Source organism: Kitasatospora sp. NPDC094015, assembly GCF_040304075.1.
In the GTDB taxonomy this organism is placed as follows: Bacteria; Actinomycetota; Actinomycetes; order Streptomycetales; family Streptomycetaceae; genus Kitasatospora.
Map to the genome: position 1 here is coordinate 263,251 of NZ_JBEOUL010000006.1, position 23,426 is coordinate 286,676.

At 72.9% G+C, this 23,426-nt stretch carries 26 protein-coding genes and 2 tRNA genes; 15 read left to right on the top strand and 13 right to left on the bottom strand.

Going from position 1 to position 23,426, the window contains the following annotated elements:
• Nucleotides 1-150 precede the first annotated feature (150 nt).
• The 7 genes from ABT014_RS10670 to ABT014_RS10700 all read left to right on the top strand — a co-directional run bounded on the left by ABT014_RS10670 (nt 151) and on the right by ABT014_RS10700 (nt 6,680).
• Nucleotides 151-1,689, top strand: a complete 1,539-nt coding sequence (locus tag ABT014_RS10670) for an ABC transporter ATP-binding protein (RefSeq protein WP_502894936.1) — start codon at nt 151-153, stop codon at nt 1,687-1,689.
• A 5-nt stretch (nt 1,690-1,694) separates the two neighbouring features.
• Entirely contained in the window at nt 1,695-2,846 is a 1,152-nt protein-coding gene (locus tag ABT014_RS10675) for an ABC transporter permease (RefSeq protein WP_350638316.1), read from the top strand.
• Between the two features lie 32 nt (nt 2,847-2,878).
• A complete protein-coding gene (locus tag ABT014_RS10680) occupies nt 2,879-4,123 on the top strand; it encodes an ABC transporter permease (protein WP_350638391.1) in 1,245 nt (414 codons plus the stop codon).
• Nucleotides 4,120-4,515, top strand: a complete 396-nt coding sequence (locus ABT014_RS10685; protein ID WP_350638317.1) for a cytidine deaminase — start codon at nt 4,120-4,122, stop codon at nt 4,513-4,515. Before ABT014_RS10680 ends, ABT014_RS10685 begins: the two co-directional genes overlap by 4 nt.
• A 117-nt stretch (nt 4,516-4,632) precedes the next feature.
• Complete coding sequence (locus ABT014_RS10690) at nt 4,633-5,910, top strand: thymidine phosphorylase (protein ID WP_350638318.1); 1,278 nt, start codon at nt 4,633-4,635, stop codon at nt 5,908-5,910.
• A 51-nt stretch (nt 5,911-5,961) separates the two neighbouring features.
• Nucleotides 5,962-6,345: a type II toxin-antitoxin system RelE/ParE family toxin gene (locus ABT014_RS10695; protein WP_350638319.1), complete on the top strand. Its 384-nt coding sequence runs from the start codon at nt 5,962-5,964 to the stop codon at nt 6,343-6,345.
• Complete coding sequence (locus tag ABT014_RS10700) at nt 6,342-6,680, top strand: helix-turn-helix domain-containing protein (protein WP_350638320.1); 339 nt, start codon at nt 6,342-6,344, stop codon at nt 6,678-6,680. Before ABT014_RS10695 ends, ABT014_RS10700 begins: the two co-directional genes overlap by 4 nt.
• Here the strand turns inward: ABT014_RS10700 and ABT014_RS10705 are convergent.
• Nucleotides 6,666-6,893: a DUF397 domain-containing protein gene (locus tag ABT014_RS10705; protein WP_350638321.1), complete on the bottom strand. Its 228-nt coding sequence runs from the start codon at nt 6,891-6,893 to the stop codon at nt 6,666-6,668. The two genes, ABT014_RS10700 and ABT014_RS10705, sit on opposite strands and share 15 nt — an antisense overlap.
• A 142-nt stretch (nt 6,894-7,035) precedes the next feature.
• Between ABT014_RS10705 and ABT014_RS10710 the strand changes: the two genes are divergently transcribed.
• Entirely contained in the window at nt 7,036-7,230 is a 195-nt protein-coding gene (locus tag ABT014_RS10710; RefSeq protein ID WP_350638322.1) for a hypothetical protein, read from the top strand.
• Here ABT014_RS10710 and ABT014_RS10715 read toward each other — a convergent pair.
• Entirely contained in the window at nt 7,221-7,775 is a 555-nt protein-coding gene (locus ABT014_RS10715; RefSeq protein ID WP_350638323.1) for a Uma2 family endonuclease, read from the bottom strand. The two genes, ABT014_RS10710 and ABT014_RS10715, sit on opposite strands and share 10 nt — an antisense overlap.
• Nucleotides 7,772-9,112, bottom strand: coding sequence for an MFS transporter (locus ABT014_RS10720; protein ID WP_350638324.1), 1,341 nt, complete (start codon nt 9,110-9,112; stop codon nt 7,772-7,774). Before ABT014_RS10720 ends, ABT014_RS10715 begins: the two co-directional genes overlap by 4 nt.
• A 63-nt stretch (nt 9,113-9,175) precedes the next feature.
• Here ABT014_RS10720 and ABT014_RS10725 point away from each other — a divergent pair, with 63 nt between their 5' ends.
• The 3 genes from ABT014_RS10725 to ABT014_RS10735 all read left to right on the top strand — a co-directional run bounded on the left by ABT014_RS10725 (nt 9,176) and on the right by ABT014_RS10735 (nt 12,148).
• Nucleotides 9,176-10,132, top strand: coding sequence for a LysR family transcriptional regulator (locus tag ABT014_RS10725; protein WP_350638325.1), 957 nt, complete (start codon nt 9,176-9,178; stop codon nt 10,130-10,132).
• A 177-nt stretch (nt 10,133-10,309) separates the two neighbouring features.
• Entirely contained in the window at nt 10,310-11,458 is a 1,149-nt protein-coding gene (locus ABT014_RS10730; RefSeq protein ID WP_350638326.1) for an adenosine deaminase, read from the top strand.
• Between the two features lie 195 nt (nt 11,459-11,653).
• On the top strand, nt 11,654-12,148 hold the full coding sequence (locus ABT014_RS10735; RefSeq protein WP_350638327.1) for a hypothetical protein: 495 nt from the start codon (nt 11,654-11,656) through the stop codon (nt 12,146-12,148).
• Nucleotides 12,149-12,232: 84 nt separating this feature from the next.
• Here the strand turns inward: ABT014_RS10735 and ABT014_RS10740 are convergent, their stop codons facing one another.
• The 5 genes from ABT014_RS10740 to afsQ1 all read right to left on the bottom strand — a co-directional run bounded on the left by ABT014_RS10740 (nt 12,233) and on the right by afsQ1 (nt 15,992).
• Entirely contained in the window at nt 12,233-12,418 is a 186-nt protein-coding gene (locus tag ABT014_RS10740; RefSeq protein WP_350638328.1) for a PspC domain-containing protein, read from the bottom strand.
• A gap of 287 nt (nt 12,419-12,705) precedes the next feature.
• On the bottom strand, nt 12,706-13,419 hold the full coding sequence (locus ABT014_RS10745; protein WP_350638329.1) for a VanZ family protein: 714 nt from the start codon (nt 13,417-13,419) through the stop codon (nt 12,706-12,708).
• Between the two features lie 53 nt (nt 13,420-13,472).
• Nucleotides 13,473-13,775, bottom strand: coding sequence for a hypothetical protein (locus ABT014_RS10750; protein WP_350638330.1), 303 nt, complete (start codon nt 13,773-13,775; stop codon nt 13,473-13,475).
• Entirely contained in the window at nt 13,772-15,283 is a 1,512-nt protein-coding gene (locus ABT014_RS10755) for an ATP-binding protein (protein ID WP_502894929.1), read from the bottom strand. The genes ABT014_RS10750 and ABT014_RS10755 overlap by 4 nt, the downstream gene beginning before the upstream one ends.
• Nucleotides 15,284-15,314: 31 nt before the next feature.
• Nucleotides 15,315-15,992, bottom strand: a complete 678-nt coding sequence (gene afsQ1 / locus ABT014_RS10760) for a two-component system response regulator AfsQ1 (RefSeq protein ID WP_350638331.1) — start codon at nt 15,990-15,992, stop codon at nt 15,315-15,317.
• A gap of 274 nt (nt 15,993-16,266) precedes the next feature.
• Here afsQ1 and ABT014_RS10765 point away from each other — a divergent pair, with 274 nt between their 5' ends.
• Nucleotides 16,267-17,181, top strand: coding sequence for a SigE family RNA polymerase sigma factor (locus ABT014_RS10765; RefSeq protein WP_502894938.1), 915 nt, complete (start codon nt 16,267-16,269; stop codon nt 17,179-17,181).
• Between the two features lie 219 nt (nt 17,182-17,400).
• Here ABT014_RS10765 and ABT014_RS10770 read toward each other — a convergent pair whose 3' ends face one another.
• The 4 genes from ABT014_RS10770 to deoC form a co-directional block, all read right to left on the bottom strand.
• Nucleotides 17,401-18,042, bottom strand: a complete 642-nt coding sequence (locus tag ABT014_RS10770; protein WP_350638333.1) for an ATP-binding protein — start codon at nt 18,040-18,042, stop codon at nt 17,401-17,403.
• 239 nt (nt 18,043-18,281) lie between these two features.
• Nucleotides 18,282-19,184, bottom strand: coding sequence for an aldehyde dehydrogenase family protein (locus ABT014_RS10775; protein WP_350638334.1), 903 nt, complete (start codon nt 19,182-19,184; stop codon nt 18,282-18,284).
• A complete protein-coding gene (locus tag ABT014_RS10780) occupies nt 19,177-20,661 on the bottom strand; it encodes an aldehyde dehydrogenase family protein (RefSeq protein ID WP_350638335.1) in 1,485 nt (494 codons plus the stop codon). The genes ABT014_RS10775 and ABT014_RS10780 overlap by 8 nt, the downstream gene beginning before the upstream one ends.
• A gap of 5 nt (nt 20,662-20,666) precedes the next feature.
• Complete coding sequence (deoC, locus tag ABT014_RS10785; RefSeq protein ID WP_350638393.1) at nt 20,667-21,635, bottom strand: deoxyribose-phosphate aldolase; 969 nt, start codon at nt 21,633-21,635, stop codon at nt 20,667-20,669.
• A 304-nt stretch (nt 21,636-21,939) separates the two neighbouring features.
• On the opposite strand from deoC, the gene ABT014_RS10790 reads away from it, so the two are divergent.
• From ABT014_RS10790 to ABT014_RS10800, 3 genes are all read left to right on the top strand, one after another.
• A tRNA-Gln gene (locus tag ABT014_RS10790) sits at nt 21,940-22,034 on the top strand.
• A 38-nt stretch (nt 22,035-22,072) separates the two neighbouring features.
• Nucleotides 22,073-22,167 (top strand) — tRNA-Gln (locus tag ABT014_RS10795).
• Nucleotides 22,168-22,226: 59 nt separating this feature from the next.
• Nucleotides 22,227-22,841 (top strand): TetR/AcrR family transcriptional regulator, encoded by a 615-nt coding sequence (locus tag ABT014_RS10800; protein ID WP_350638336.1) that lies wholly within the window; start codon nt 22,227-22,229, stop codon nt 22,839-22,841.
• Between the two features lie 20 nt (nt 22,842-22,861).
• Here ABT014_RS10800 and ABT014_RS10805 read toward each other — a convergent pair whose 3' ends face one another.
• Nucleotides 22,862-23,347: a GNAT family N-acetyltransferase gene (locus ABT014_RS10805; RefSeq protein ID WP_350638394.1), complete on the bottom strand. Its 486-nt coding sequence runs from the start codon at nt 23,345-23,347 to the stop codon at nt 22,862-22,864.
• Nucleotides 23,348-23,426 lie beyond the last annotated feature (79 nt).

Here is a 23,426-nt window from a genome sequence, read left to right on the forward strand (position 1 = left end):
CCCGACCCCACCCCCAGCACGGGCGGCAGCCCCAGCGCGGGGACGGCGACACCTGCCGTCGAACTGCGCGGCATCACCAAGCGCTTCCCCGGTGTCGTGGCCAACCACGACATCGACATCACCGTCCAGCGCGGCACCGTGCACGCGCTGATGGGTGAGAACGGCGCCGGCAAGTCCACCCTGATGAAGATCCTCTACGGCATGCAGAAGCCGGACGAGGGCACCATCAAGATCGACGGCGAGCTCGTCGAGTTCAACACCCCCGGCGACGCGATCGCCCGCGGCATCGGCATGGTGCACCAGCACTTCATGCTGGCCGACTACCTCACGGTCTGGGAGAACGTGGTCCTGGGCGGCGAGAAGCTGCACGGGATAGGAGCCAAGGCCAAGGCGAAGATCCAGGAGATCTCGGACCAGTACGGCCTGGGCGTGCGCCCGGACGCGCTGGTGGAGGACCTGGGCGTGGCCGACCGGCAGCGCGTGGAGATCCTCAAGGTCCTCTACCGCGGCGCCCGGATCCTGATCCTGGACGAGCCCACCGCCGTGCTGGTGCCCCAGGAGGTCGAGGCGCTCTTCGCGAACCTGCGCGGGCTCAAGGCCGAGGGCGTCACCGTCATCTTCATCTCGCACAAGCTGCACGAGGTGCTCTCGGTGGCCGACGCGATCAGCGTCATCCGTCGCGGCACCACGGTCGGCGACGCCGACCCGAAGACCGTCACCGCCCGCCAGCTCGCCGAGCTGATGGTCGGCGCCGAGCTGCCCTCCCCGGAGAGCCGCGAGTCCACCGTCACCGACGTCGAGATGCTCCGCGTCGAGGACCTGCGGATCGCCAAGCCGGACGCCGAGGGCATCGAGCGCGTGGTCCTGGACGACATCTCGCTGCTGATCCGCAAGGGCGAGGTGCTCGGCATCGCCGGTGTCGAGGGCAACGGCCAGGCCGAACTGGTCGAGGCGATCATGGGCATGCTGGTCCCGGACGCCGGTACCGTCACGCTGGACGGCGTCGACATCTCCCGCAAGCTCACCCGGGCCCGCCGCGAGGCCGGCATCGGCTACATCCCCGAGGACCGCCACAAGCACGGCCTGCTGCTGGAGGCCCCGCTCTGGGAGAACCGGATCCTCGGCCACGTCACCGAGACCCCGAACTCCAAGGGCGTGCTGCTCGACTCGGCCGGCGCCCGCAAGGACACCCAGCGGATCGTCGAGGAGTACGACGTCCGCACCCCCGGCATCGAGGTCACCGCGGCCTCCCTCTCCGGCGGCAACCAGCAGAAGCTGATCGTCGGCCGCGAGATGAGCCACGCCCCCAAGCTCCTGATCGCCGCCCACCCCACCCGTGGCGTGGACGTCGGCGCGCAGGCGCAGATCTGGGGCCAGATCCGGGCCGCCCAGAGCGAGGGCCTGGCGGTGCTGCTGATCTCCGCCGACCTGGACGAGCTGATCGGCCTGTCCGACCACATCCGGGTGATCTACCGCGGCCGACTGGTCGCGGACGCCGACCCGGCCACCGTGACCGCCGAGGACCTGGGCACCGCGATGACCGGTGCGGCCAAGGGCCACATCGAGTCGGACGCCGAGGCCCTGGCCGAGGCGCAGGCCCTGGCCGCCGAAGGCACCGAGGCCGAGACCGCGACGGACACCCCGGCCGAGCCCACCGAGACCGCCGACGACCCGCAGGCGGGGGAGTAACCCACATGACCAGTCCCACCCCCGCCAAGCGCCCGCTTGGCCAGCGGTTCGACCTGGAGCGCATCGCGCTCGGGCTGGCCGCGCCGGTGCTCGCAGTCCTGCTGTCGCTGGTGATCTGCTCGCTGCTGCTGCTGAGCTCGGGCCGTGACCCGTTCAAGGCGTTCGACGTGATGATCACGTACGGCACCGCCTCGGACGGCCAGGTCCAGATCATCAACAAGGGCGTCACGTACTACCTGGCCGCCGTGGCCGCCGCCTTCGGCTTCCGGATGAACCTGTTCAACATCGGCGTCGAGGGCCAGTACCGGATCGCCGCGCTGTTCACGGCGTACATCGGCAGCCAGATCGACCTGCCCGCGTTCATCCAGATCCCGCTGCTGCTGATCACCGCCATGCTGGCCGGTGGCATCTGGGCCTCGATCGCCGGTGTCCTGAAGGTCTACCGCGGTGTCAGCGAGGTCATCTCGACCATCATGCTGAACGCGATCTCGCTGGCCGTGGTCGGCCTGCTGCTGGTGCCGGGCATCTTCGCGCCGAAGACCAGCAGCTCCAGCAACTCCATCCAGACCGCCCCGGTCTCCCAGTCCAGCCACTTCTTCTCGATCGAGACGGCCGGTGGCACGCTCTGGGGCTTCTTCATCATCGCGATCCTGGTCGGCGTGGGCTTCCAGCTCACCCTGAACCGGACCCGGTTCGGCTTCGACCTGCGGGCGACCGGCCGCTCGGAGAGCGCCGCCAAGGCCTCCGGCGTCAACGTCCGGCGCATGGTGCTGACCAGCATGGCGGTCTCCGGCGCGCTGGCCGGCCTGATCGGCATGCCGAGCCTGCTGCAGAGCTCGTACACCTACGGCACGAGCTTCCAGCAGGGCCTGGGCTTCACCGGTATCGCGATCGCCCTGCTCGGCCGCAACAGCCCGATCGGCATCGTCTTCTCGGCACTGCTCTTCGCGTTCATGGACGTCACCGCGGTGCAGCTGCCGCTGCAGGGTGACTTCCCGCAGGAGATCGTCGCCGTCATGCAGGGCACCATCGTCATCTGTGTCGTCGTCGCCTACGAGCTGGTGCGTCGCTACGGTCTCAAGCGCCAGCAGCAGAAGGTCGGCGCCGAACTTGCCGCGCAGGCCGCTGCGGCCGCCAAGAAGGAGGTCGCGGCGTGAGCGACAAGCTGACTGAAAAGTGGAACGAGCAGATGGTCAAGCCCTTGGGGGGCCGCATGGTCATCCCCAAGATGAGCTGGCCGGTGGTGCTGCTGCTGATCGCCGGTGCCCTGCTGCTGATCTCGATCGTCGCCAGCACGACCGGTAACCACGGTCTGACCGCCTCCGGCCAGATCACCGCCGCCCTCGGCGCCGCCGTCCCGATCGCGATGGCCGGTCTCGGCGGTCTGTGGTCCGAGCGGGCCGGCGTGGTCAACATCGGCCTCGAAGGCATGATGGTCGCCGGCACCTTCTGCGGCGCCTGGGCCGGTTACCTGGTCAACCCGTGGGTCGGCCTGCTGGCCGGTATGGCGGGCGGCGCGCTCGGCGGTCTGCTGCACGCGATCGTCACGGTCACCTTCGGCGTCGACCACATCGTCTCCGGCGTCGGCATCAACCTGCTGATCCCCGGCATCTGCGCGTACGTCAACAAGATCTACTACAAGGACTACGTGGCCTTCGGCGCCGGCGCCAACCAGTCGCCCCCGGCCGAGTCGCTGCCGAACATCACCATCCCGGGCCTGTCGCCGTGGCTGGACACGATCGAGGCGCACCACTGGTTCCTGGTCTCCGACGTCGCCGGCATCGTCGGCGGCCTGGTCACCAACCTGTCGGTGGTCATCGTGATCGCCGCCGCCCTGCTGGTGCTGAGCTACTTCCTGCTCTGGCGCACGGTCTTCGGCCTGCGGCTGCGCTCCTGCGGCGAGAACCCGACCGCGGCCGAGTCGCTGGGCGTCAACGTCTACAAGTACAAGTACCTCGCGGTCATCGCCTCGGGCGCGTTCGCCGGCCTCGCCGGTGCGTACCTCTCGCTGGTCGCCTCGCACTTCTACAAGGACGGCCAGACCCAGGGCCGAGGCTTCATCGGTCTGGCCGCGATGATCTTCGGCAACTGGATGCCCGGCGGTCTCGCCATGGGCGCCGGCCTGTTCGGCTTCACCGACAGCCTCCAGCTGCGCGACGCGGACAACGTCCACGTCCTGCTGGTGATCGTCGCCGTGGCGATGGCCGTGGTGGCGCTCTGGCAGTCCTACCGCCGCAAGTACACCCCGGCGCTGATCAGCATCGTGGTGGCCGGCGCCCTGACGGTCTGGTACGCCACCACCGACTCGGTGCAGCGCCCGCTGATCGTCGCCACCCCGTACGTGATCACCCTGGTGGTCCTCGCGGCGGCCTCGCAGCGCCTGCGCCCGCCGAAGGCCGACGGCCAGATCTACCGCAAGGGGCAGGGCAAGTGACGGCGCCCACCGCTCCCGACTGGGAGGCGCTGCGGGAGGCGGCCCGCGACGCGATGTCGCGTGCCTACGCCCCGTACAGCAAGTTCCCGGTCGGCGCGGCGGCGCTGGTGGACGACGGGCGGACGGTCACCGGCTGCAACGTGGAGAACGCCTCGTACGGGCTCGGCCTGTGTGCCGAGTGCGGCCTGGTCTCTGCGCTGCACGCCAGTGGCGGCGGCCGGCTGGTCGCCTTCACCTGCGTCGACGGCGCCGGTGAGCTGCTGATGCCGTGCGGTCGCTGCCGCCAGCTGCTGTTCGAGCACGGCGGGCCCGAGTTGCTGGTCGAGCTGCCCTCCGGGGTGAAGCCGATGGCCGAGGTGCTGCCCGACGCGTTCGGCCCGGAGCGGCTCTAGCACCCCTGTTTGTTACGCGCGTAGAGTGTCGCGGGAAGGCCCTGACCGGGCCCTCTCCCGCGACACTCTTCGCTTTCTCCCGCACCTGAGTACGTGCCCCACCCTCTTGGAGAACCCATGGACGCCCCCTCCGTCATCCGGACCAAGCGTGACCGCGGCGAGCTTTCCGACGCCCAGATCGACTGGGTGATCGACGCCTACACCCGCGGCGAGGTCGCCGACGAGCAGATGTCCGCCCTGGCGATGGCGATCCTGCTGAACGGGATGAACCTGCGCGAGATCAGCCGCTGGACCGACGCGATGATCCGTTCGGGCGTCCGGATGGACTTCGCCGCCCTCGGCGTGCCCACCTCGGACAAGCACTCCACCGGCGGCGTCGGCGACAAGATCACCCTCCCGCTCGCCCCGCTGGTCGCCGCCTGCGGCGCGGCCGTCCCGCAGCTGTCCGGCCGCGGCCTCGGCCACACCGGCGGCACCCTGGACAAGCTGGAGTCCATCCCCGGCTGGCGCGCACTGCTCTCCAACGACGAGATGATGGACGTGCTGCGCGGTGCGGGCGCCGTGATCTGCGCGGCCGGCGACGGCCTCGCCCCCGCCGACAAGAAGCTGTACGCGCTCCGCGACGTCACCGGCACGGTCGAGGCGATCCCGCTGATCGCCAGCTCGATCATGTCCAAGAAGATCGCCGAGGGCACCGGCGCCCTGGTCCTGGACGTCAAGGTCGGCTCCGGCGCCTTCATGAAGAACCTGCCCGACGCCCAGGAGCTGGCCCGCACCATGGTCGGCCTGGGCAAGGCGGCCGGCGTCAACACCGTCGCCCTGCTCACCGACATGTCGACCCCGCTCGGCCTCACCGCGGGCAACGCGCTGGAGGTCCGCGAGTCGGTCGAGGTGCTGGCCGGCGGCGGCCCCGCCGACGTGGTCGAGCTGACCCTGGCGCTGGCCCGCGAGATGCTCGCCGCGGCGGGCGTGCACGGCAAGGACCCGGCGGACGCGCTGCGCGACGGCTCCGCGATGGACCACTGGCGCCGCATGATCAGCGCCCAGGGCGGCGACGTCGACGCCCCGCTCCCGGTCGCCCGCGAGCAGCACGTGGTCACCGCGTCCGCCTCCGGCCTGCTCACCGGCCTGGACGCGTACGCCGTCGGCGTCTGCGCCTGGCGCCTGGGTGCGGGCCGCGCCCGCAAGGAGGACCCGGTGCAGGCCGGCGCGGGCGTGGAGATCCACGCCAAGCCGGGCGAGGCGGTCAAGGCCGGGCAGCCGCTGCTGACCCTGCACACCGACACCCCCGAGCGCTACGACTACGCGATGGAGGCGCTGGCCGGGGGCATCACCATCTCCCCGGAGGGCACCGCCTTCACCCCGAAGCCGATCGTGCTGGACCGCATCGCCTGACCCGGCGAAACCGGAGCGCCCATGCATTTCAGTGCATATACACTGGAGTGCATGGGCGCTTGTCGTTTCCTCGTCGAGATTGAGCCGGAGATCCGGGACTGGCTCGGTCGGCTCCCGCCGCGGCAATTTCTGAAGGCCGAGGAGAGCGTCGATCTCCTCGCCGACGACCCCACCATGCTGGGCGAACCATATGCGCGGCACCTGGCTGGGCCTGTGCGGGAGCTCCGCTTCATGCTCGAGGGGCAGGCGACCCGGCTGACGTACTGGCTCGCCCCGGGGCGGCGCGTCGTCCTACTGACGGTGTTCACGAAGAGGCGGATGCGGGAGACTGCAGAGGTCAACCGCGCGGTGTGGGCGCAGAAGATCTGTGAGGCCGAGCACGGCCCCGCCCACGACGAGTTCAGTCGGACGGTCACCGAAGGAGAGCTGCGATGAACCACTCCCGATGGAAGACCGCTCGCACTCGTGCCCTCCTGGGCGAGCCCGCACCGGAGGCCCCGGCGGTCACCGCCGCCCGCCAGGAGATCCGGTACGCACTCGCGCTCGGTCAAGCGGTGTACGACCGCCGCACCGCGCTCGGCATCTCGCAGACCGAGGTCGCCCGCCGGGCAGGTATGACGCAGCCGCAGATCTCCCGGATCGAGGGCGGTGACACGGTGCCCACCCTGCCGCTGCTGGAGCGGTTGGCGGGTGCCCTGGAATCCGAACTCGACATCCACCTGGTGCCCGGCTCTGAGGCCGAGGTCCGCTTCCACTCACCGGCAGCCTGACCGACGGTCACGTCTCGCTGAACTCACCGTTGGCGACGGCGGTGACGAAGTCGGCCCAGGCGGTGGCGGGGACGGTGAGGGTGGCGTGCGGGTTTTGGTGTCGCCGATCAGGACGGTGCTGGTGGTGGCGAGATGGGTGAAGGAGACGCGGACGCAGTCGCCGTTGCCCTGGGCGTCGCTGTAACTGCTCTTGAACCACTGGGTGCTGTTCATCCTCGAAGGTCCTCCAGTGCGCGCCGGAGCCACCCGGTCGACTCAGCGCCGGTGCGGACGTGCCGTGCCTTCCCAGCGTAGCGCCGAGTGGTGACGATGGGTGCGCGGAATGTCACCGTCGGGCAGTGCGGGAGGAGTTCGGATGATCGCGGAGCAGTCGGTGCCCCGGGCCGGGGAGCTTGTGGTGGAGGAAGGGACCGGCAGGGTCGGGGAGCTCCGGGGCGCCGGGGTGCAGGCGTCGCTGCTGCCGGTGATCGGGTGGGCGGACCGGCTGGGGCACTCCTCGGGCGGGACGCTCTGGTGCGAGGTGGCCGTGCCGGGGGCGGGTCAGGCGTAGGTCCGCAGTGTGGTGGTGTCGATCGTCCAGGGGCCCACGGTGACGGTGTCGCCGAACGTGAAGGGTGTGCGGGCCGAGTACCCGGGCAGGTCGTGCACGATCCCGGTCCCCTTGCGGGGGTCGACCAGGAGGTAGAGCGGGATGCCCATGGCGGCGTAGTCCCGGACCTTGTCCTCGTAGTCGTTCTCCGGGTTCGACTTCGAGACGATCTCGACGACCAGCAGGACCTCGTGGGGGAGGAGAGCCGGGGCTTCGCCCTCCAACGCGCTCTCGGCGAACACCATGAGGTCCGGGCACCGGAGTCGGCCGAGCCCGGCGTCCTCCAGGTCGGCCCCGGCGTGTGCGACGAAACCAGGGTGCGTCACGGGCAACTGTGCGTTGAGCTGACGGGCGATGCGCAGGACGGCCAGTTCGTGTCGCCGGACCGGCGACATCATCATCACGATCTCGCCGTTGGCAATCTCGATCTTGCTGATGCCCGGCACCTGCGGCAGCTGATCGGCGATCTCGCGCAACCGGGCGTACACGGCCGGATCGATGCTCATGCTCGGAGTGTATCCAGGGCCGGGGCACGCCGGGCGCGGATCGCCTGGCGGGTGGCGTACAGGGTCACGCCCGCCGCCAGGGCCATCGCGGTGAGGCCGACCGCCGCCGCGCCGGACCAGCCGGCCGCGTGGTAGGCGTCGGCGCCGACCGTGCCGCCGAGGCTGTTGCCCAGGTAGTAGGCGATCAGGTAAAGCGCGGAGGCCTGGGCGCGGCCGTGGGTGGCGGTGCGGCCGACCGAGGAGGAGGCGGTGGCGTGGCCGATGAAGAACCCGGCGGTGATCAGCACCAGCCCGAGCAGCGCGCAGAGCAGCGACCCCGCCAGCGAGAGCAGCAGGCCGCCGGCGGTCGTGCCGATCGCGACGTACAGGGTGCCGCGGCGGCCGAGCCGGCCGGTCAGGCGGCCCGCGTTGGCGGAGGAGACGGTGCCGACCAGGTACACCACGAAGATCGAGGCGGCCATGGACTGCGGCAGGTGGAAGGGCGCGGAGGTGAGCCGGTAGCCGACGGTGTTGTAGACCGCGCCGAAGACCGCCATGAACAGGGCGCCCAGCGCGTACAGCCGCAGCAGCAGCGGATCGCGCAGGTGGGCCGCGACCGTCCGCCGGAGCGCCCGGGCGTCGACCGGGGTGCGGCGGAACTGGCGGGCGGCGGGGATCAGCAGCCGGAACGCGAGGGCGGCCAGCAGCGCGACCACCGCCGAGGCGGCCAGGCCCCAGCGCCAGCCCCAGGCGGCGCCCACCCAGCCGGAGACCAGCCGCCCGCCCATGCCGCCGATCGAGTTGCCGGCCACGTACAGCCCCATCGCCGAGGCGAGCGCGCTCGGGTGGATCTCCTCGGCGAGGTACGCCATCGCGGTGGCCGGCAGCCCGGCGAGGGCCGCGCCCTGGAGGGCCCGCAGCGCGGTGAGGGTGGTCAGGTCGGGGGCGAGCGGGAGCAGCAGGGCCAGCGCGGAGGCGGCGAGCACGGAGGCGGTCATCACGGCGGTGCGCCCGTACCGGTCGGACAGCGCGCTGGCCGGCAGCAGGGCCAGGGCGAGGCCGAGGGTGGCCGCCGAGGCGGTCCAACTGGCCTGGCCCGGCGTGAGATCGAGGTCCTGGGAGAGCAGCGGCAGCAGGCCCTGGGTGGCGTACAGCAGGACGAAGGTGGCGATCCCGGCGGCGAACAGCGCGAGGTTGGCGCGGCGGAAGGCCCGGTCGCCGGGCCGGAGCCGGGTGTCGGCCGCGGTCGAGGCGGCGGCAGGAGCGGCGGCGGCAGAGGCGGAGGAGGCGGCTGGGGACGGCTGGGAGAGGGCACCCGGCAGCATGACCGCGGGTGCCCCGGTACTGGCGGGCGGCATGTCTCGACGGTATGACCGCGCCGTCTGATGCGTCCAATGCATGAACGAGCCAGAATTCATGCCATGACGTATGAGGAGAGCTCGCCGCCGGTCCGCCCCGCCGAACTGGAGCCGGACTCGGTCGCGGTCCGACTGGCGCCGCAGCTGGCCCAGTTCGCCGCGGTGGCCCGGCTGGAGCACGTCACCCAGGCCGCCCAGCTGCTGGACATGCCGCAGCCGACGCTGTCGCGGGCGGTGGCCCGGTTGGAGGCGGAGCTCGGGGTGGACCTGCTGGCCCGTCAGGGCCGGACGGTACGGCTGACCAGGGCGGGGCGGCTGCTGCTCGGCTCGGTGGAGCGGGCGCTGGCGGAGCTGGAGCAGGGGGCGGAGGCGGCCCGCGCGGAGGCGGATCCGGAGGCCGGCCGGGTCGCGTTCGGCTTCCTGCACACGATGGGGACGGACGCGGTGCCGGCGCTGCTGCGCGGCTTCCGCGCGGACCACCCGCGGGTCCGGTTCCAGCTGGTCCAGGACTACGTGGCGGCGATGCTGGACCGGCTGCGCGCGGGCGAGTTGGACCTCTGCCTGGTCTCCCCGTTGCCGGACGCGCCGGACCTGGTGGCCCGCCCGCTGGACGAGCAGCAGCTGCATCTGGCGGTGCCGGCCGACCACCGGCTGGCCGGGCGGCGGCGGATCCGGCTGGCCGAGGTGGCGCAGGAGCCGTTCGTGGCGGTGGAGGAGGGGTACGGGCTGCGGCTGATCACCGACGGGTTCTGTGCGGAGGCCGGGTTCACGCCGCGGATCGCCTTCGAGGGGGAGGAGGCGGAGACCCTGCGCGGGCTGGTCGCGGCGGGGCTGGGGGTGGCGCTGCTGCCGCCGGCCCTGGTGCCCCGGCCCGGGGTGGTGGAGCTGGAGGTCACCGCCCCGCGCACCCGGCGGGCGATCGGGCTGGCCTGGGTCGCGGGCCGTGCCTGGACCCCGCCGGTGGCGGCCTTCCGGGACTTCGTGCTGTCCCGGCGCGGGCGGCTGCTGGACCACGGCTGAGCGGGCGGTCCGGCGGCCCCGGCGCCGACCCCGGACGGGCCTCTCGGACAGGCCCGCCGGACGGCCGGCGGGACCGGCGGCGACAGCCGGTGAACGCGGGCCCCGCTCCGGTGAACGCTCGGCGCTCCCCGGCGTGCCGAGGTGGAAATCTACGCGCGTAGGAGCTACCCTCTCGCAATGGAGACCCAGATCCCTGCCGCCGCGGGCACCACCGGCCCCCGCATTCCCACGCCCGACCAGATCGCCCGCGCCCCGAAGGTGCTCCTGCACGACCACCTGGACGGCGGGCTCCGCCCCGAGACCATCGTCGAGCTGGCCGCCGCCTGCGGTTACCAGGGCCTGCCGACCACCGACCCGACCAAGCTCGGGGTGTGGTTCCGCGAGGCCGCCGACTCCGGCTCGCTGGTCCGCTACCTGGAGACCTTCGCCCACACCTGCGCCGTGATGCAGACCCGTGAGGCCCTGATCAAGGTCGCCGCCGACTGCGCCGAGGACCTCGCCGCCGACGGCGTCGTCTACGCGGAGGTCCGGTACGCCCCCGAGCAGCACCTGGAGGCCGGGCTGACCCTCGACGAGGTCGTCGAGGCGGTCAACGAGGGCTTCCGCCTCGGCGAGGCCAACGCGCGCGCCAACGGCCACCGGATCCGGGTCGGCACCCTGATCACCGCGATGCGGCACGCCGCCCGCTCGCAGGAGATCGCCGAGCTGGCCAACCGCCACCGCGACCAGGGCGTGGTCGGCTTCGACATCGCCGGCGCCGAGGCCGGTCACCCGCCCACCCGCCACCAGGCCGCCTTCGACTACCTCAAGGGCGAGAACAACCACTTCACCATCCACGCCGGCGAGGCCTTCGGCCTGCCGTCGATCTGGGAGGCGCTGCAGTGCTGCGGCGCCGACCGGCTCGGTCACGGCGTGCGGATCGTCGACGACATCACGGTGCACGAGGACGGCCGGGTCGAGCTCGGCCGGCTGGCCGCGTACGTCCGCGACAAGCGGGTCCCGCTGGAGATGTGCCCCACCTCCAACCTGCAGACCGCGGCCGCGGCCTCGTACGCCGAGCACCCGATCGGGCTGCTCAGCCGGCTGAAGTTCCGGGTCACGGTCAACACCGACAACCGGCTGATGAGCGGCACCAGCATGAGCCAGGAGTTCGGCCACCTGGTGGACGCCTTCGGCTACACCCTGGGCGACATGGAGTGGTTCACCGTCAACGCGATGAAGTCGGCGTTCCTGCCCTTCGACGAGCGGCTGGCGATGATCAACGACGTGATCAAGCCGGGCTACGCCGAGCTCAAGGCGGAGTGGCTGTTCCAGTCCCGCGCCTGACGGCCGGGCGGACGGGTGCCGGCGCCGCCCCGGCCCGGCACCCGTACGGCTGATCACTCGGACGAGTGACGTGCCTTTGGTCCTCGCCGGGTCCGCTCACTACGGTGTGTCAGTCACTTCTGACACGGCGTAGTGTCGGCGGCCTCCCGGGGCCGCGCCATGCGCGCCGGCCCGACGAGGACGAGGACTCCACACATGAAGCAGGCCACTCTCAAGGCTGCCGGTACGGCTGCGCTCGGTGTCGCGATCGCCGCCGTGGCCGCGGGTACCGCCTCTGCCGCCGGCGCCGGCGGCCTCGGACTCCCGACCACACTGGCCAACCCCGCGGTCGCCGGTGCGGCGGCCGGCGCCGCGACCGGCGCGGTCAACCAGGTGCCGGGCGGCGGCGAGGTGACAGAGGCGGTCGGCACCCTCGGCGCGGCCAGCCCGCTGAACCCCGCCCCGGCGGCGCCGGCCGCGGCCGCCGAGGACGCCCCGGCCGCTGAGGCCCCCGCCGGCGAGGCCGCCCCGGCCTCAGCGCCGATGGCGGACGCCGCGCGTGCCGCCGGCTCCAACCGGATGGGTGGCCTGGACTCCGTCCCCGGCGGCCAGGGCCTGTCCAAGACCCCGGTCGGCGGCGTGGTCAACACGATCAGCGGCCTCGGCGCGGGCGCCGGTGCCGTCCCCGGCCTTCCCGGCCTGCCCGGCTGATCCCGCCCCCCGCACGGCCCGAGGGCCGCCTCCCCGATCGGGAGGCGGCCCTCAGGCGTACGGCGGCCGGTGGCCGCGGGCGGCTCACGCCTCCTGCGGCAGCAGGATCCACAGCAGCAGGTAGAGCAGGAACTGCGGGCCGGGCAGCAGGCAGGAGACCAGGGCGATGATCCGGACGGTCCACGGGGTGAGGCCGAACCGCTCGGCGAGCCCGGCGCAGACGCCGGCGATGACGCGGTTGTGGCGGGGGCGGGCAAGGCGGCGGCTCATCGATGTCTCCGAGGTGTGTGGCCCGGTGCCGGTCTCTCCGGCGGGCATGACTCCATCCTGCTGGCCGCGCGGCCGCCGGACGTCAGCCCCGATGCGGATCCCTGCCCCCCGACTCTCCCCGGGTCGGCGTAGCCGGGAGTCAGGGGAGTTTCAGGGGTCGTCCCCGACCTGAGGGCGGAACCGGCCGGTCGTGGACGGCGTACCCGCCGGGACGCGGGCGCGTCAGCGGGCGTGCAGGCGAACGCAGTCGGCCGATCCGGGAAGGGACGGACAGGGCGGGGCAGGTCTCAGCGGTGCGACGGGCTGCCCGAGTGGCTGAGCCCGCGGAAGGTCGTCCCCGTCGTGCCGCGCTCGTACGGCTGGCGGACCCGCGGCAGCTCCCACCGGCCCTCCGGCTCGGCCCCGGGCGCGGTGGCGGGCACGGTGGCGGCCGGTTCGGCCGCGGGCGCGGCCGGTGGCGCCGCCGCGGCCCGGACGGGGCGCTCGCGCAGCAGCAGGGCCCGCACCGCCGGCACCACGGCCAGGTGGCAGGCGGCCGCGCCCAGCGTGCCCAGCAGGATGTCGTCGACGTTCAGCACGTGGCCGGGGGCCCAGCCCTCGGCGATCTCCAGACCGGTGGCGAGCAGCGCCGAGACCCCCGCGGTGCGCAGCAGCGACGGCAGCCAGGCGGTGCGCAGGCGCTCGCCCGCCAGCGGCAGCAGGGCCCCGAACGGCGCCAACGGCAGCAGGCCGCCCGCCAGTTGCCGGGCACCCGCCCAACCCCCGAGTGCGAAGGCCTGCTGGACGGAGGCGAACGGGCTGAGGTTGGCCGGGTAGGTCCAACTCACCGGCAGCGGGCGCAGCGAGAGCCAGCCGAGCAGCAGCAGGTGGGCCGCCAGCAGGAGCCGCACCACCGTCCGCAGCGGACGGGACACCTCCCGCCGGGGGGCCGGATCGGTCGGCTCGTCCCCGGAGGCTGCGCCGCAGTCCTCGGCGCGGGTGGTGGTGCCATGTCGGTGCACGGTGCCAAGGACGCGGAGCGGGTCGCGCCCGGTTCCCGCCGCCGCGCGGAGCGTCAGGAGCACGGCGCGGCGGACGGCACGGGGGTGGGCGAGGCGCTGAACAGCCCGGCCGAGGGCGACGCGCCGGCGCCGGGGGTGACCGACGGGGAGGGCCGGGCGGTGCGCGGGCCGGGGGCCGCGGTGACGGCCGGCGGGCTCGGTACGGACGGTGCGCTCGGCACCCGCGGCACGGTCGGGCAGGCCGTACGGCTGGCGGGCGCGCCCGCGTCCACCGGGACGGCGGTCGGCCGGATCCCGCAGCCGGCCAGCGTGAGCAGCAGGAGGGCGGTCGCGGCCAGGGTTCTGCGGGCCGTCACAGCTCGCCCTCCTGTCCGTCGCGGGTGGGCGGGGTGAGCGGCAGCCGGAGGGTGAAGACCGCGCCGCGCTCGCCGTTGGCGGCGGTGATGGTGCCGCCGTGGATCTGGGCGTTGGCCATCGCGATCGACAGCCCGAGCCCGCTCCCCTCCGACCTGGCCCGACCCTTGTCCGCCTTGTAGAACCGGTCGAACACGTGCGGCAGCACGTCCTCGGGGATGCCGGGACCGCTGTCGGAGACCCGCACCACGACCTCCTCGCCCTCCTGCCGGACGGTGACCCGGACCGGGGAGCCGCCGTGCTTGAGCGCGTTGCCGATCAGGTTGGCCAGCACCACGTCGAGGCGGCGCGGATCGACCATGGCCCGGATCCCGCGCGGGGCGTCCACCACGACGGCGTCGTACCAGGCCCGGCCGTCGATGCAGGACATGATCAGGTCGGCTATGTCCACCTCGTCGGCGACCAGCTTGGCGGTGCCGGCGTCGAAGCGGGTCACCTCCATCAGGTTCTCCACCAGGTCGGACAGCCGGCGGGTCTCGCTGACCACCAGCCGCACGGCCGGTTCGATCATCGGGTCCAGCGCGTCCGCCTCGTCCTCCAGGATGTCGGTGACGGCGGTCATCGCGGTGAGCGGGGTGCGCAGTTCGTGCGACATGTCGGCGACGAACCGCCGGCTCTGCGCCTCGCGCGCGCTCAACTCCGCGACCTGGTCGGACAGCGACTCCGCGGTGCGGTTGAAGGTCCGTGCCAGATCGGCGAGTTCGTCCCCGCCCTCGACCTCCAGCCGGGTGTCGAGCTTGCCTTCGCCGAGCTGCCGGGCCGCCTCGCCGAGCCGCTTCACCGGGCGCAGCACGGTTGCCGACGCGGCCTGGGCCAGCAGCGCCGACCCGATCAGGGCCAGCAGGGTGGCGATCGCCAGCGACCAGCCCAGCGTGTTGAGGTCGGCCCGCTCGGTGTCCAGCGACTTGAACATGTAGGCGGTCAGGTTGGTGGGCACCACCTTGCTGCCGCCGATCAGGTACGGCGCGTCCAGGTTCACCCGCTGCCAGTACAGGTGGTAGCCGCTCGGGCTGCCCGGCCCGGCCTCGCGCGGCCGGCCGACCGTGGTCTGCAGCGTCACCGGGACCTTGGCCAGGGTGAACCGGGACGGGTCCGAGGAGGCCAGGCAGTCCGGCCGGCTCTCGTCGACCACCAGCACGTCGTAGTTGAGCCCGGAGCCGGCCACCTGCGTGGCCAGGTCGGCCAGTTCGGGGCAGGTGGCGTCCTGCGGCAGCGCGGAGACGTTGCGGGTCAGCGAGACCCGGAAGTCGTTCAGCGCGGTGTCCTGGGCGCGCTTGAGCACCGCGTCCCGGTTCAGCCAGTAGGCGATGCCGGAGGCGGAGACCGCGGTGATCAGCGCGACCGCCGCGAACACCGCGATCAGCCGCACCCGCAGCGAGCGCAGGCGGCGCCACGGCGCGGCGCGGAAGAACGCGCCGCGGCGCGGCCGCGGGCTCTGGGGGTCAGTCAACGGTTCTCACAGACGGGTCGGATCGGGCGGGCTACGACGGCGGATCGAGCCGGTAGCCCACACCGCGCACGGTGCGGATCAGTGTCGGGGCCGACGGCACATCCTCCACCTTCGCCCGCAGCCGCTGGACACAGGCGTCCACCAGCCGGGAGTCTCCCAGGTAGTCGTGCTCCCACACCAGCCTCAGCAACTGCTGGCGGGAGAGCGCCTGGCCGGGCCGGCGGCTCAGCTCCAGCAGCAGCCGCAGCTCGGTCGGGGTGAGCTGGAGGTCCTCGCCGTCCTTGGTGACCGTCATCGCGGAGCGGTCGATCACCAGCCCGCCGTAGCTGGCGGAGTCGGAGCTCTCCCGCTCGCCCCGGCGCAGCACGGCCCGGATCCGGGCGTCCAGGACCCGCGGCTGGACCGGCTTGACCACGTAGTCGTCGGCCCCGGACTCCAGGCCGACCACCACGTCGATGTCGTCGGAACGCGCGGTGAGCAGGATGATCGGCAACTGGTCGGTGCGCCGGATCCGACGGCACACCTCGAAGCCGTCGATGCCCGGCAGCATCACGTCCAGCACGATCAGGTCCGGACGCTGCTCCTTGAAGAGCTTGAGGCCGTCCTCGCCCGAGGCTGCGGCGGCCACACGGTGACCCTGGCGGGTGAGGGCGAGTTCGAGGCCGGTCCGGATGGCGTCGTCGTCCTCGATCAGAAGCAGGAAAGGCACGGCCTCATTCTGGCCCACCCGGGCCGCCGATTCACCCATCAGGTCCCGGTCGGTGTTCGACGGAACCGGAACCACCGCTTCGCGCGTCCACGGCGGTGTGGCAGCGGTACGGACGAAAGTCCCGTCCGCTGTGACAGCCCTGTGACAGTCGGCGGACACCGCGATGACGAGCGGTTGGCAGGATTTTCCTTGTCGCCGAAGAACGCCCCAGGTCACCGACCCGGAGCGGACGGCGGAGGCAAGGACCCGCACGTACCGACCATGGGGGCGCATGATGACCGCAACGCTGAAGACCCGCACCACCGGGGCCGTCCGCACCGCGCACTCATCCGCCGCGACCCCGCGGACCCGGTACGAGGTGCGGACCGACGAAGCATCCGGCGCCGTGATCGTACGGGGGTGCGCACACAGCGCCGGAGTCCGACGCCCGATGGGCACGGGCAGGGGGGAACTGCACGGGATCGGCCGGATGGGGAGTCCGGTCGACTCCGGGACCACCCTGACGCTCCGGGGGATCCTCCCGGTCCGTCCGGGCGGCGACGGGTCCGCGGTCGAGGGGGCCGGCTCGGGGGAGCCGGACGACCGCAGGATCCCGGGCACCACGCTGCTGCGTCTGGCGCCGGCGGCTGCGGAGCCCGCCGCGCCGGAGCAGCGGTCGGCCGCCGACCGCAGCGCCGAGTTCACCGCCTACGTGCGTGAGCGCCGCGCCTCGCTGTTCGCCACGGCGTACCACCTGACCGGTGACCGCTTCGAGGCCGAGGACCTGCTGCAGAGCGCGCTCTTCAGCACCTACCGCGCCTGGGACCGGATCGCCGACAAGGCCGCGCTCGGGGGCTACCTCCGGCGCACCATGACCAACCTGCACATCTCCGCCTGGCGCCGCCGCAAGGTCAACGAGTACCCGACCGAGGAGCTGCCGGAGACGGTCGGCGACACGGACGCGATGGGCGGCACCGAGCTGCGCACCGTGCTCTGGCAGGCGCTGGCGAAGCTGCCGGAGAACCAGCGCACCATGCTGGTGCTGCGCTACTACGAGGGCCGGACCGACCCGGAGATCGCCGACATCCTCGGCATCAGCGTCGGCACCGTGAAGAGCAGCATCTGGCGCGCGCTGCGCCGGCTGCGCGACGACGACCAGCTCAACCGCACCGGTGACACCTGCCGCGCCTTCGGCGAGCTGGTGGCCTGACCGGTACCAAGGACACCCGTCGGGGGACGGGGCAGGACCGCGGATCAGCGGTGGCCGACTCGGGGGAGCGGCCACCGGCGGGGGATCGCAGTCCGAGATACGGAGGGGCCCGGTGCCGGGGAGAGGCGCCGGGCCCCTCCGTGCTGCGTCGTGCCGGCCTCCGGGGTCCCGCCCCGGGCCCCGGGAGGCCGGGGCCGTGGAAGGCCGTCGGGCGGCCCGTCAGGCGCCGACCGCGACCGGCCGGCGCTCGGCGACCGCGCGGACCCGCCGGGAGGCCTCCGGGCCGGCGCAGGCGGCCGCCCCGAGCTCCACCTGCCGGGCCACGATGCCGCGCTCGGCCCGCATCAGCCGCCAGCCGCGGCGCACCAGGTACGGGACGGACTTGCGGCCCTCCCGGACGTCCCGGCGAAAGCGCCGCCAGGCGGTGGTCAGCGGGCGGTTGCGCAGGCACAGCGCCTCGCCGAGCAGGCCCTCGGCCGCGCACTGCCCGGCCAGTTCGGCGGCGAAGATGCCCTCCGCTATGAAGGCCGGGGCGCCGCGCAGGTCGAGGGTGCGGCTGCCGTCGCGGCCGTTGGCGGGGATGGAGTAGACCGGCACCTCGGCGCGGCCGTCCGTGATCAGCAGCCGGATCGCCGCCAGCGCCTGCTCGCGGTGCCAGGACAGCGGGGAGTCCCAGTCCGTCCCGCCGTCCGGGAAGAGCGGCAGGGTCGGGTCGTCGCCGTCCTTGTAGAAGTCGTCGAGCTGGAGCACCGGGAGGCCGCTGCGCTCGGCGAGCGAGGACTTCCCCGAGCCGGAGGGGCCGGACAGCAGGATCACGCGGGTACCGGGCGTCGGCAGGCCATTCAGCGGGGAGTCACTCACGAGACACCAGTCTGACGCATCGGCGGGGCGGACCGTAACCCGTCGGCAGCGGCTTGCGTCACACCGCCGCGGCGCGGCCCGCCGCTGGGGCGGGGAGAACATGGACGGACCCGCACCAGGGGGGGAGAGGTGCGGGTCCGTCATCGGCACGTCCGGGCCCCCGGGGGGGTAGGGGCACAAGGGACGGCCGGTCTGTGGAGTTGTTACCTGCGGGCTGCCGGTACCGGTGGCCCGCAGGGTCAGATACCCATCGGGTGCCAGACCGTCTTGGTCTCCAGGAACGACAGCAGCCGCTCGGTGCCGGGCGCGGCGGTCCAGTCCTGCGCGGACGGGTCGAGCGCCGGTCGGACGACTCGCTTCAGCGTATCCGCGGCACCGGCCTCCAGCGCCGCCGCCGCGCCGGGACCTTCGGCGGCGATCGCGCCGGCGAGGTCCAGCCCGTTGATGTCCTGGTGGGTCGCCAGGGTCGGCGCGATGTCCGCCGTCCGCCCGGAGATGATGTTGACCACGCCGCCGGGCAGGTCCGAGGTGGCCAGCACCTCGCCGAGCGAGAGGGCCGGCATCGGGGCGTCGGCGGCGGCCGCGACCACCACGGTGTTGCCCGCGGCGATCGCCGGGGCGATCACCTCGACCAGGCCGAGCAGCGAGTGCCCGTACCCGGTCTGCGGGGCGACGACGCCGATGACGCCGCTGGGCTCCGGGGTGGAGAGGTTGAAGAACGGACCGGCGACCGGGTTGGCGCCGCCCGCGATCTGGGCGATCTTGTCGGTCCAGCCCGCGTACCAGACCCAGCGGTCGATCGCGGCGTCCACCAGCGCGGCGGCCTTCTTGACCGCGACGCCCTCGGCGGCGGCCACCTCGGCGGCGAACTGCTCGCGGCGGCCCTGGAGCATCTCGGCGACCCGGTACAGCACCTGGCCGCGGTTGTACGCGGTGGCGCCGGACCAGCCCTTGACGGCGGCGCGGGCCGCCAGCACGGCGTCCCGGGTGTCCTTGCGGGTACCGAGCGGGGCGTTGCCGAGCCACTGGCCCTTGCTGTCGGTCACCTCGTACACCCGCCCGCTCTCGGAGCGCGGGAACTTCCCGCCGACGTACAGCTTGTAGGTCTTGAGGACGTCAAGACGCAGGGAGATGTCAGACATCGAGGTAGGCCTCCAGACCGTGCCGGCCACCCTCGCGGCCGTAGCCCGACTCCTTGTAGCCGCCGAACGGCGAGGTCGGGTCGAACTTGTTGAAGGTGTTGGCCCACACCACACCGGCCCGCAGGCGGGAGGCGGTCCACAGGATCCGCGAGCCCTTCTCGGTCCAGATGCCGGCCGACAGGCCGTAGGGGGTGTTGTTGGCCTTCTCGACCGCCTCGGCGGGGGTGCGGAAGGTCAGCACCGACAGGACCGGGCCGAAGATCTCCTCGCGGGCGATCCGGTGGGCCTGGGAGACGCCGGTGAACAGGGTCGGGCGGAACCAGAAACCGGTGCCGGGCAGGTCGCAGGAGGGCGACCAGCGCTCGGCGCCCTCGGCCTCGCCGGCGGCGGTCAGCTCGGTGATCCGGGCCAGCTGCGCGGCCGAGTTGATGGCGCCGATGTCGGTGTTCTTGTCCAGCGGGTCGCCGACCCGCAGGGTGTCCATCCGGCGCTTGAGCGCGTCCAGCAGCTCGTCCTGGATCGACTCCTGGACCAGCAGGCGCGAGCCCGCGCAGCAGACGTGGCCCTGGTTGAAGAAGATGCCGTTGACGATGCCCTCGACCGCCTGGTCGATCGGCGCGTCGTCGAAGACGATGTTGGCGGCCTTGCCGCCGAGCTCCAGCGACAGCTTCTTGCGGCTGCCCGCCAGCTGCTTGGCGATCGCCCGGCCGACCGGGGTGGAGCCGGTGAAGGCCACCTTGTTGACGTCCGGGTGGGCGGTCAGCGCGGCGCCGGTGCGGCCGTCGCCGGTGACGATGTTGACGACGCCCTTGGGCAGACCCGCCTGGCGGCAGATCTCGGCGAAGCGCAGCGCGGTCAGCGGGGTGGTCTCGGCCGGCTTGAGCACGACCGTGTTGCCGGTGGCCAGCGCCGGTGCGATCTTCCACGCCAGCATCAGCAGCGGGAAGTTCCACGGGATGACCTGGCCGGCCACGCCCAGCGGGCGCGGGTTGGCGCCGTAGCCGGCGAAGTCGAGCTTGTCGGCCCAGCCCGCGTAGTAGAAGAAGTGCGCGGCGACCAGCGGGAGGTCGACGTCGCGGGTCTCGCGGATCGGCTTGCCGTTGTCGATCGACTCCAGCACCGCCAGCTCGCGGGAGCGCTCCTGGATGATCCGGGCGATCCGGAACAGGTACTTGGCGCGCTCGCTGCCGGGCAGCGCGGACCAGTCGGCGAAGGCGCGGCGGGCCGCCGCGACGGCCCGGTCGACGTCCTCGTCGGTGCCGTGCGCGAACTCGGCGAGCACCTGCTCGGTGGCCGGGTTGACGGTCTTCAGCGCCTCGTTGCCGCTGGAGTCGACGAACTCGCCGCCGATGAAGTGGCCGTACGAGGTGGCGATGTCACCGGCGGCGGCCGGGGACTCCGGCGCCGGGGCGTACTCGAACAGGCCGGATGCGGTCGTGGCTGCCACGGGCTCTTCGATCTTCTTGTTCTTGGCCATGAGGGTCAGTCCACCGTCACGTAGTCGGGACCGGAGTACCGGCCGGTGGTCAGCTTCTGACGCTGCATCAGCAGGTCGTTGAGCAGGCTGGAGGCGCCGAAGCGGAACCAGTGCGGGGACAGCCAGTCGTCGCCGAGGGTCTCGTTGACCATGACGAGGTACTTCATGGCGTCCTTGGTGGTCTTGATGCCGCCGGCCGGCTTCACGCCGATCTGCACGCCGGTGGCCGCGCGGAAGTCGCGCACCGCCTCCAGCATCAGCAGGGTCACCGGGGGCGTCGCGTTGACCGCGACCTTGCCGGTGGAGGTCTTGATGAAGTCGGCGCCGGCCAGCATCGCCAGCCAGGAGACGCGGCGCACGTTGTCGTACGTCTGCAGCTCGCCGGTCTCGAAGATGACCTTGAGGTGGGCGGCGGTGCCGTCGGGGCGCTTGCACGCCTCCTTGACCGCGACGATCTCCTCGAAGACCGACAGGTAGCGGCCGGAGAGGAAGGCCCCGCGGTCGATCACCATGTCGATCTCGTCGGCACCGGCGGCGACCGCGTCGGCCGTGTCGGCCAGCTTCACCGGCAGGGCGGCGCGGCCCGCGGGAAAGGCGGTGGCGACCGAGGCGACCTGGATCGGGGTGCCGGCCAGGGTGGCCTTCGCGGTGGCGACCATGTCCGGATAGACGCAGATCGCGGCCACCTGCGGGGTGCTCGGGTCGCTGGGGTCGGGGTTGCGGCCCTTGATGCAGAGCGAGCGCACCTTGCCGACCGTGTCCGCGCCTTCCAGCGTGGTCAGGTCGATCATGGAGATGGCCAGATCGATGGCGCGGGCCTTGGCCGTGGCCTTGATCGACCGGGTGCCGAGGGAGGCGGCGCGGGCTTCCAGGCCGACCTGGTCGACACCGGGCAGGCCGTGCAGGAAGCGGCGGAGCGATGCCTCGGACGCGGCGACGTCTGCGAGACCGCTGCCCGCAGCGCCCGGGGGCATCTCCCCGCCGCCAGGCTGGGGGAGGGCATTGGCTGCAAGAGTGGACATAGTCACCAGACCAGCATATCTACGCGCGTAGTCATGCGCTAGGGGCAGTGCCTTTCGATGCGGGACCGAGATCTGTCCGGAAGGCGTGGGGGCGTCGGGGGGATGCCGTGCGGGCCCGGGGTGGGGCGGGTGCGGCGGGTGTGGGCGGGTGTGGGCGGGTGGGAGCGCCGGGGCGTCAGTGGACGGTCAGGGGGCGGTCAGGCCGGGGTGGCAATGTTTCTCCCGTGAGCGGCGCGGGAGTCCGGGCCGAACACGAGGAGAGGTGCCCGGAGTGGTTGATCGGGGGCCGGGGCTCTGGCTCCGGTCGGGTGGTTCTGCCCGCCTTCGCAGGTTCGAATCCTGCCCTCTCCGCGCGGTGTGCCGGGTGGTGCCGGTGTGTCGGTGTGTCGGGAGAGGTGCCCGGAGTGGTTGATCGGGGGCCGGGGCTCTGGCTCTGGTCGGGTGGTTTTGCCCGCCTTCGCAGGTTCGAATCCTGCCCTCTCCGCTCGTGTGGTGGCTCCGGCCGGCGGACCGGTCGCGGGCCGGGCCGGTGACAATGATCGGGTGACCTCCGCCGAGCAGCCGCCGCCCCCAGCCGCCCGCAAGAAGACCGGGCGGCGCCCCGGCGGTGCTGACACCCGCCGCACGGTGCTGGAGGCGGCCCGCGCGGAGTTCGCCGCGCGCGGCTACGAGAAGGCGAGCATGCGGGCCATCGGCCGGGCCGCCGGTGTGGACGCGGCCCTGCTGCACCACTACTTCGGGACCAAGGACCGCCTGTTCCTGGCCGCGCTGGAGGTGCCGATCGACCCCCGGGTGGTGGTCGGGCAGGTGCTGGCCGGTGACCGGGCCACGGTGGGGGAGCGGGTCGCCGCCTTCGTCCTCGGGCTCTGGGAGCAGCCGGAGGTGCGGGAGCGGATGCTCGCACTGCTGCGGACCGCTGCCACCAACGAGCAGGTCGCGCAGCTGATGCGCGGCTTCATGGTGAGCGAGCTGGTCGGGCCGGCCGCCGCCGAACTGGGGATCCCGCAGGCGGAGTTGCGGCTGGAGCTGATGATGTCCCAGATCGTCGGGCTGGCCATGGCGCGGTACGTGATCGGGGTGGAGCCGCTCGCGTCCGCCGCGCCCGCGGACCTTGCCCCGCTGCTGGCCCGGACGGTGCAGGGGTATCTGGCGGGGTAGGGCGCCCCCCGGGGGGCCGGTCAGGTGAGGTCCAGGCGCCATTCGTTGCTTCGCATCAGGGTGCCCGGGGGGAATTCGAAGTCGCACTCGGCGATGCGGGTGAAGCCGGTCGTGCGGCACAGGGCGTTGGACGTCGGGTTGTCGACGGACGGGAAGGCCCGCAGGTGGGGGTGGGTCCGTTCGGCGCGGGCCCGGGTGATCGCCGCGGTGACGGCGGCGCCCGCGATGCCCCGGCCCTGGAACGGGGGCAGCACGTTCCACCCCATCTCGTACCCGAGCTCGCCGCGCCACGCGCGTTCCGCGTAGCCGATCGTGCCGACCGGCAGCAGTTCCGGGCCGAGCAGGACGGCGAACATCCGGCCGGTGCCGGCCGCCACGAAGCCGAGGTAGCGGCGGTGGCGGAGCAGGAGCTGCTCCGCGGTCTCCGGGCCGCCGAGGTGCTGCTTCATCGCCGGGGTGTTGACGCTGCGCAGCAGGGCCAGATCGCCCGCGGCCCAGGGCCTGATCCGTACGGCGGGGCGGGCGCCCGCCCGGGTGTGCCGGTCATGGTCGCTCCCGGTGGTCGTGGCCTGCTCGGCGTGGCGC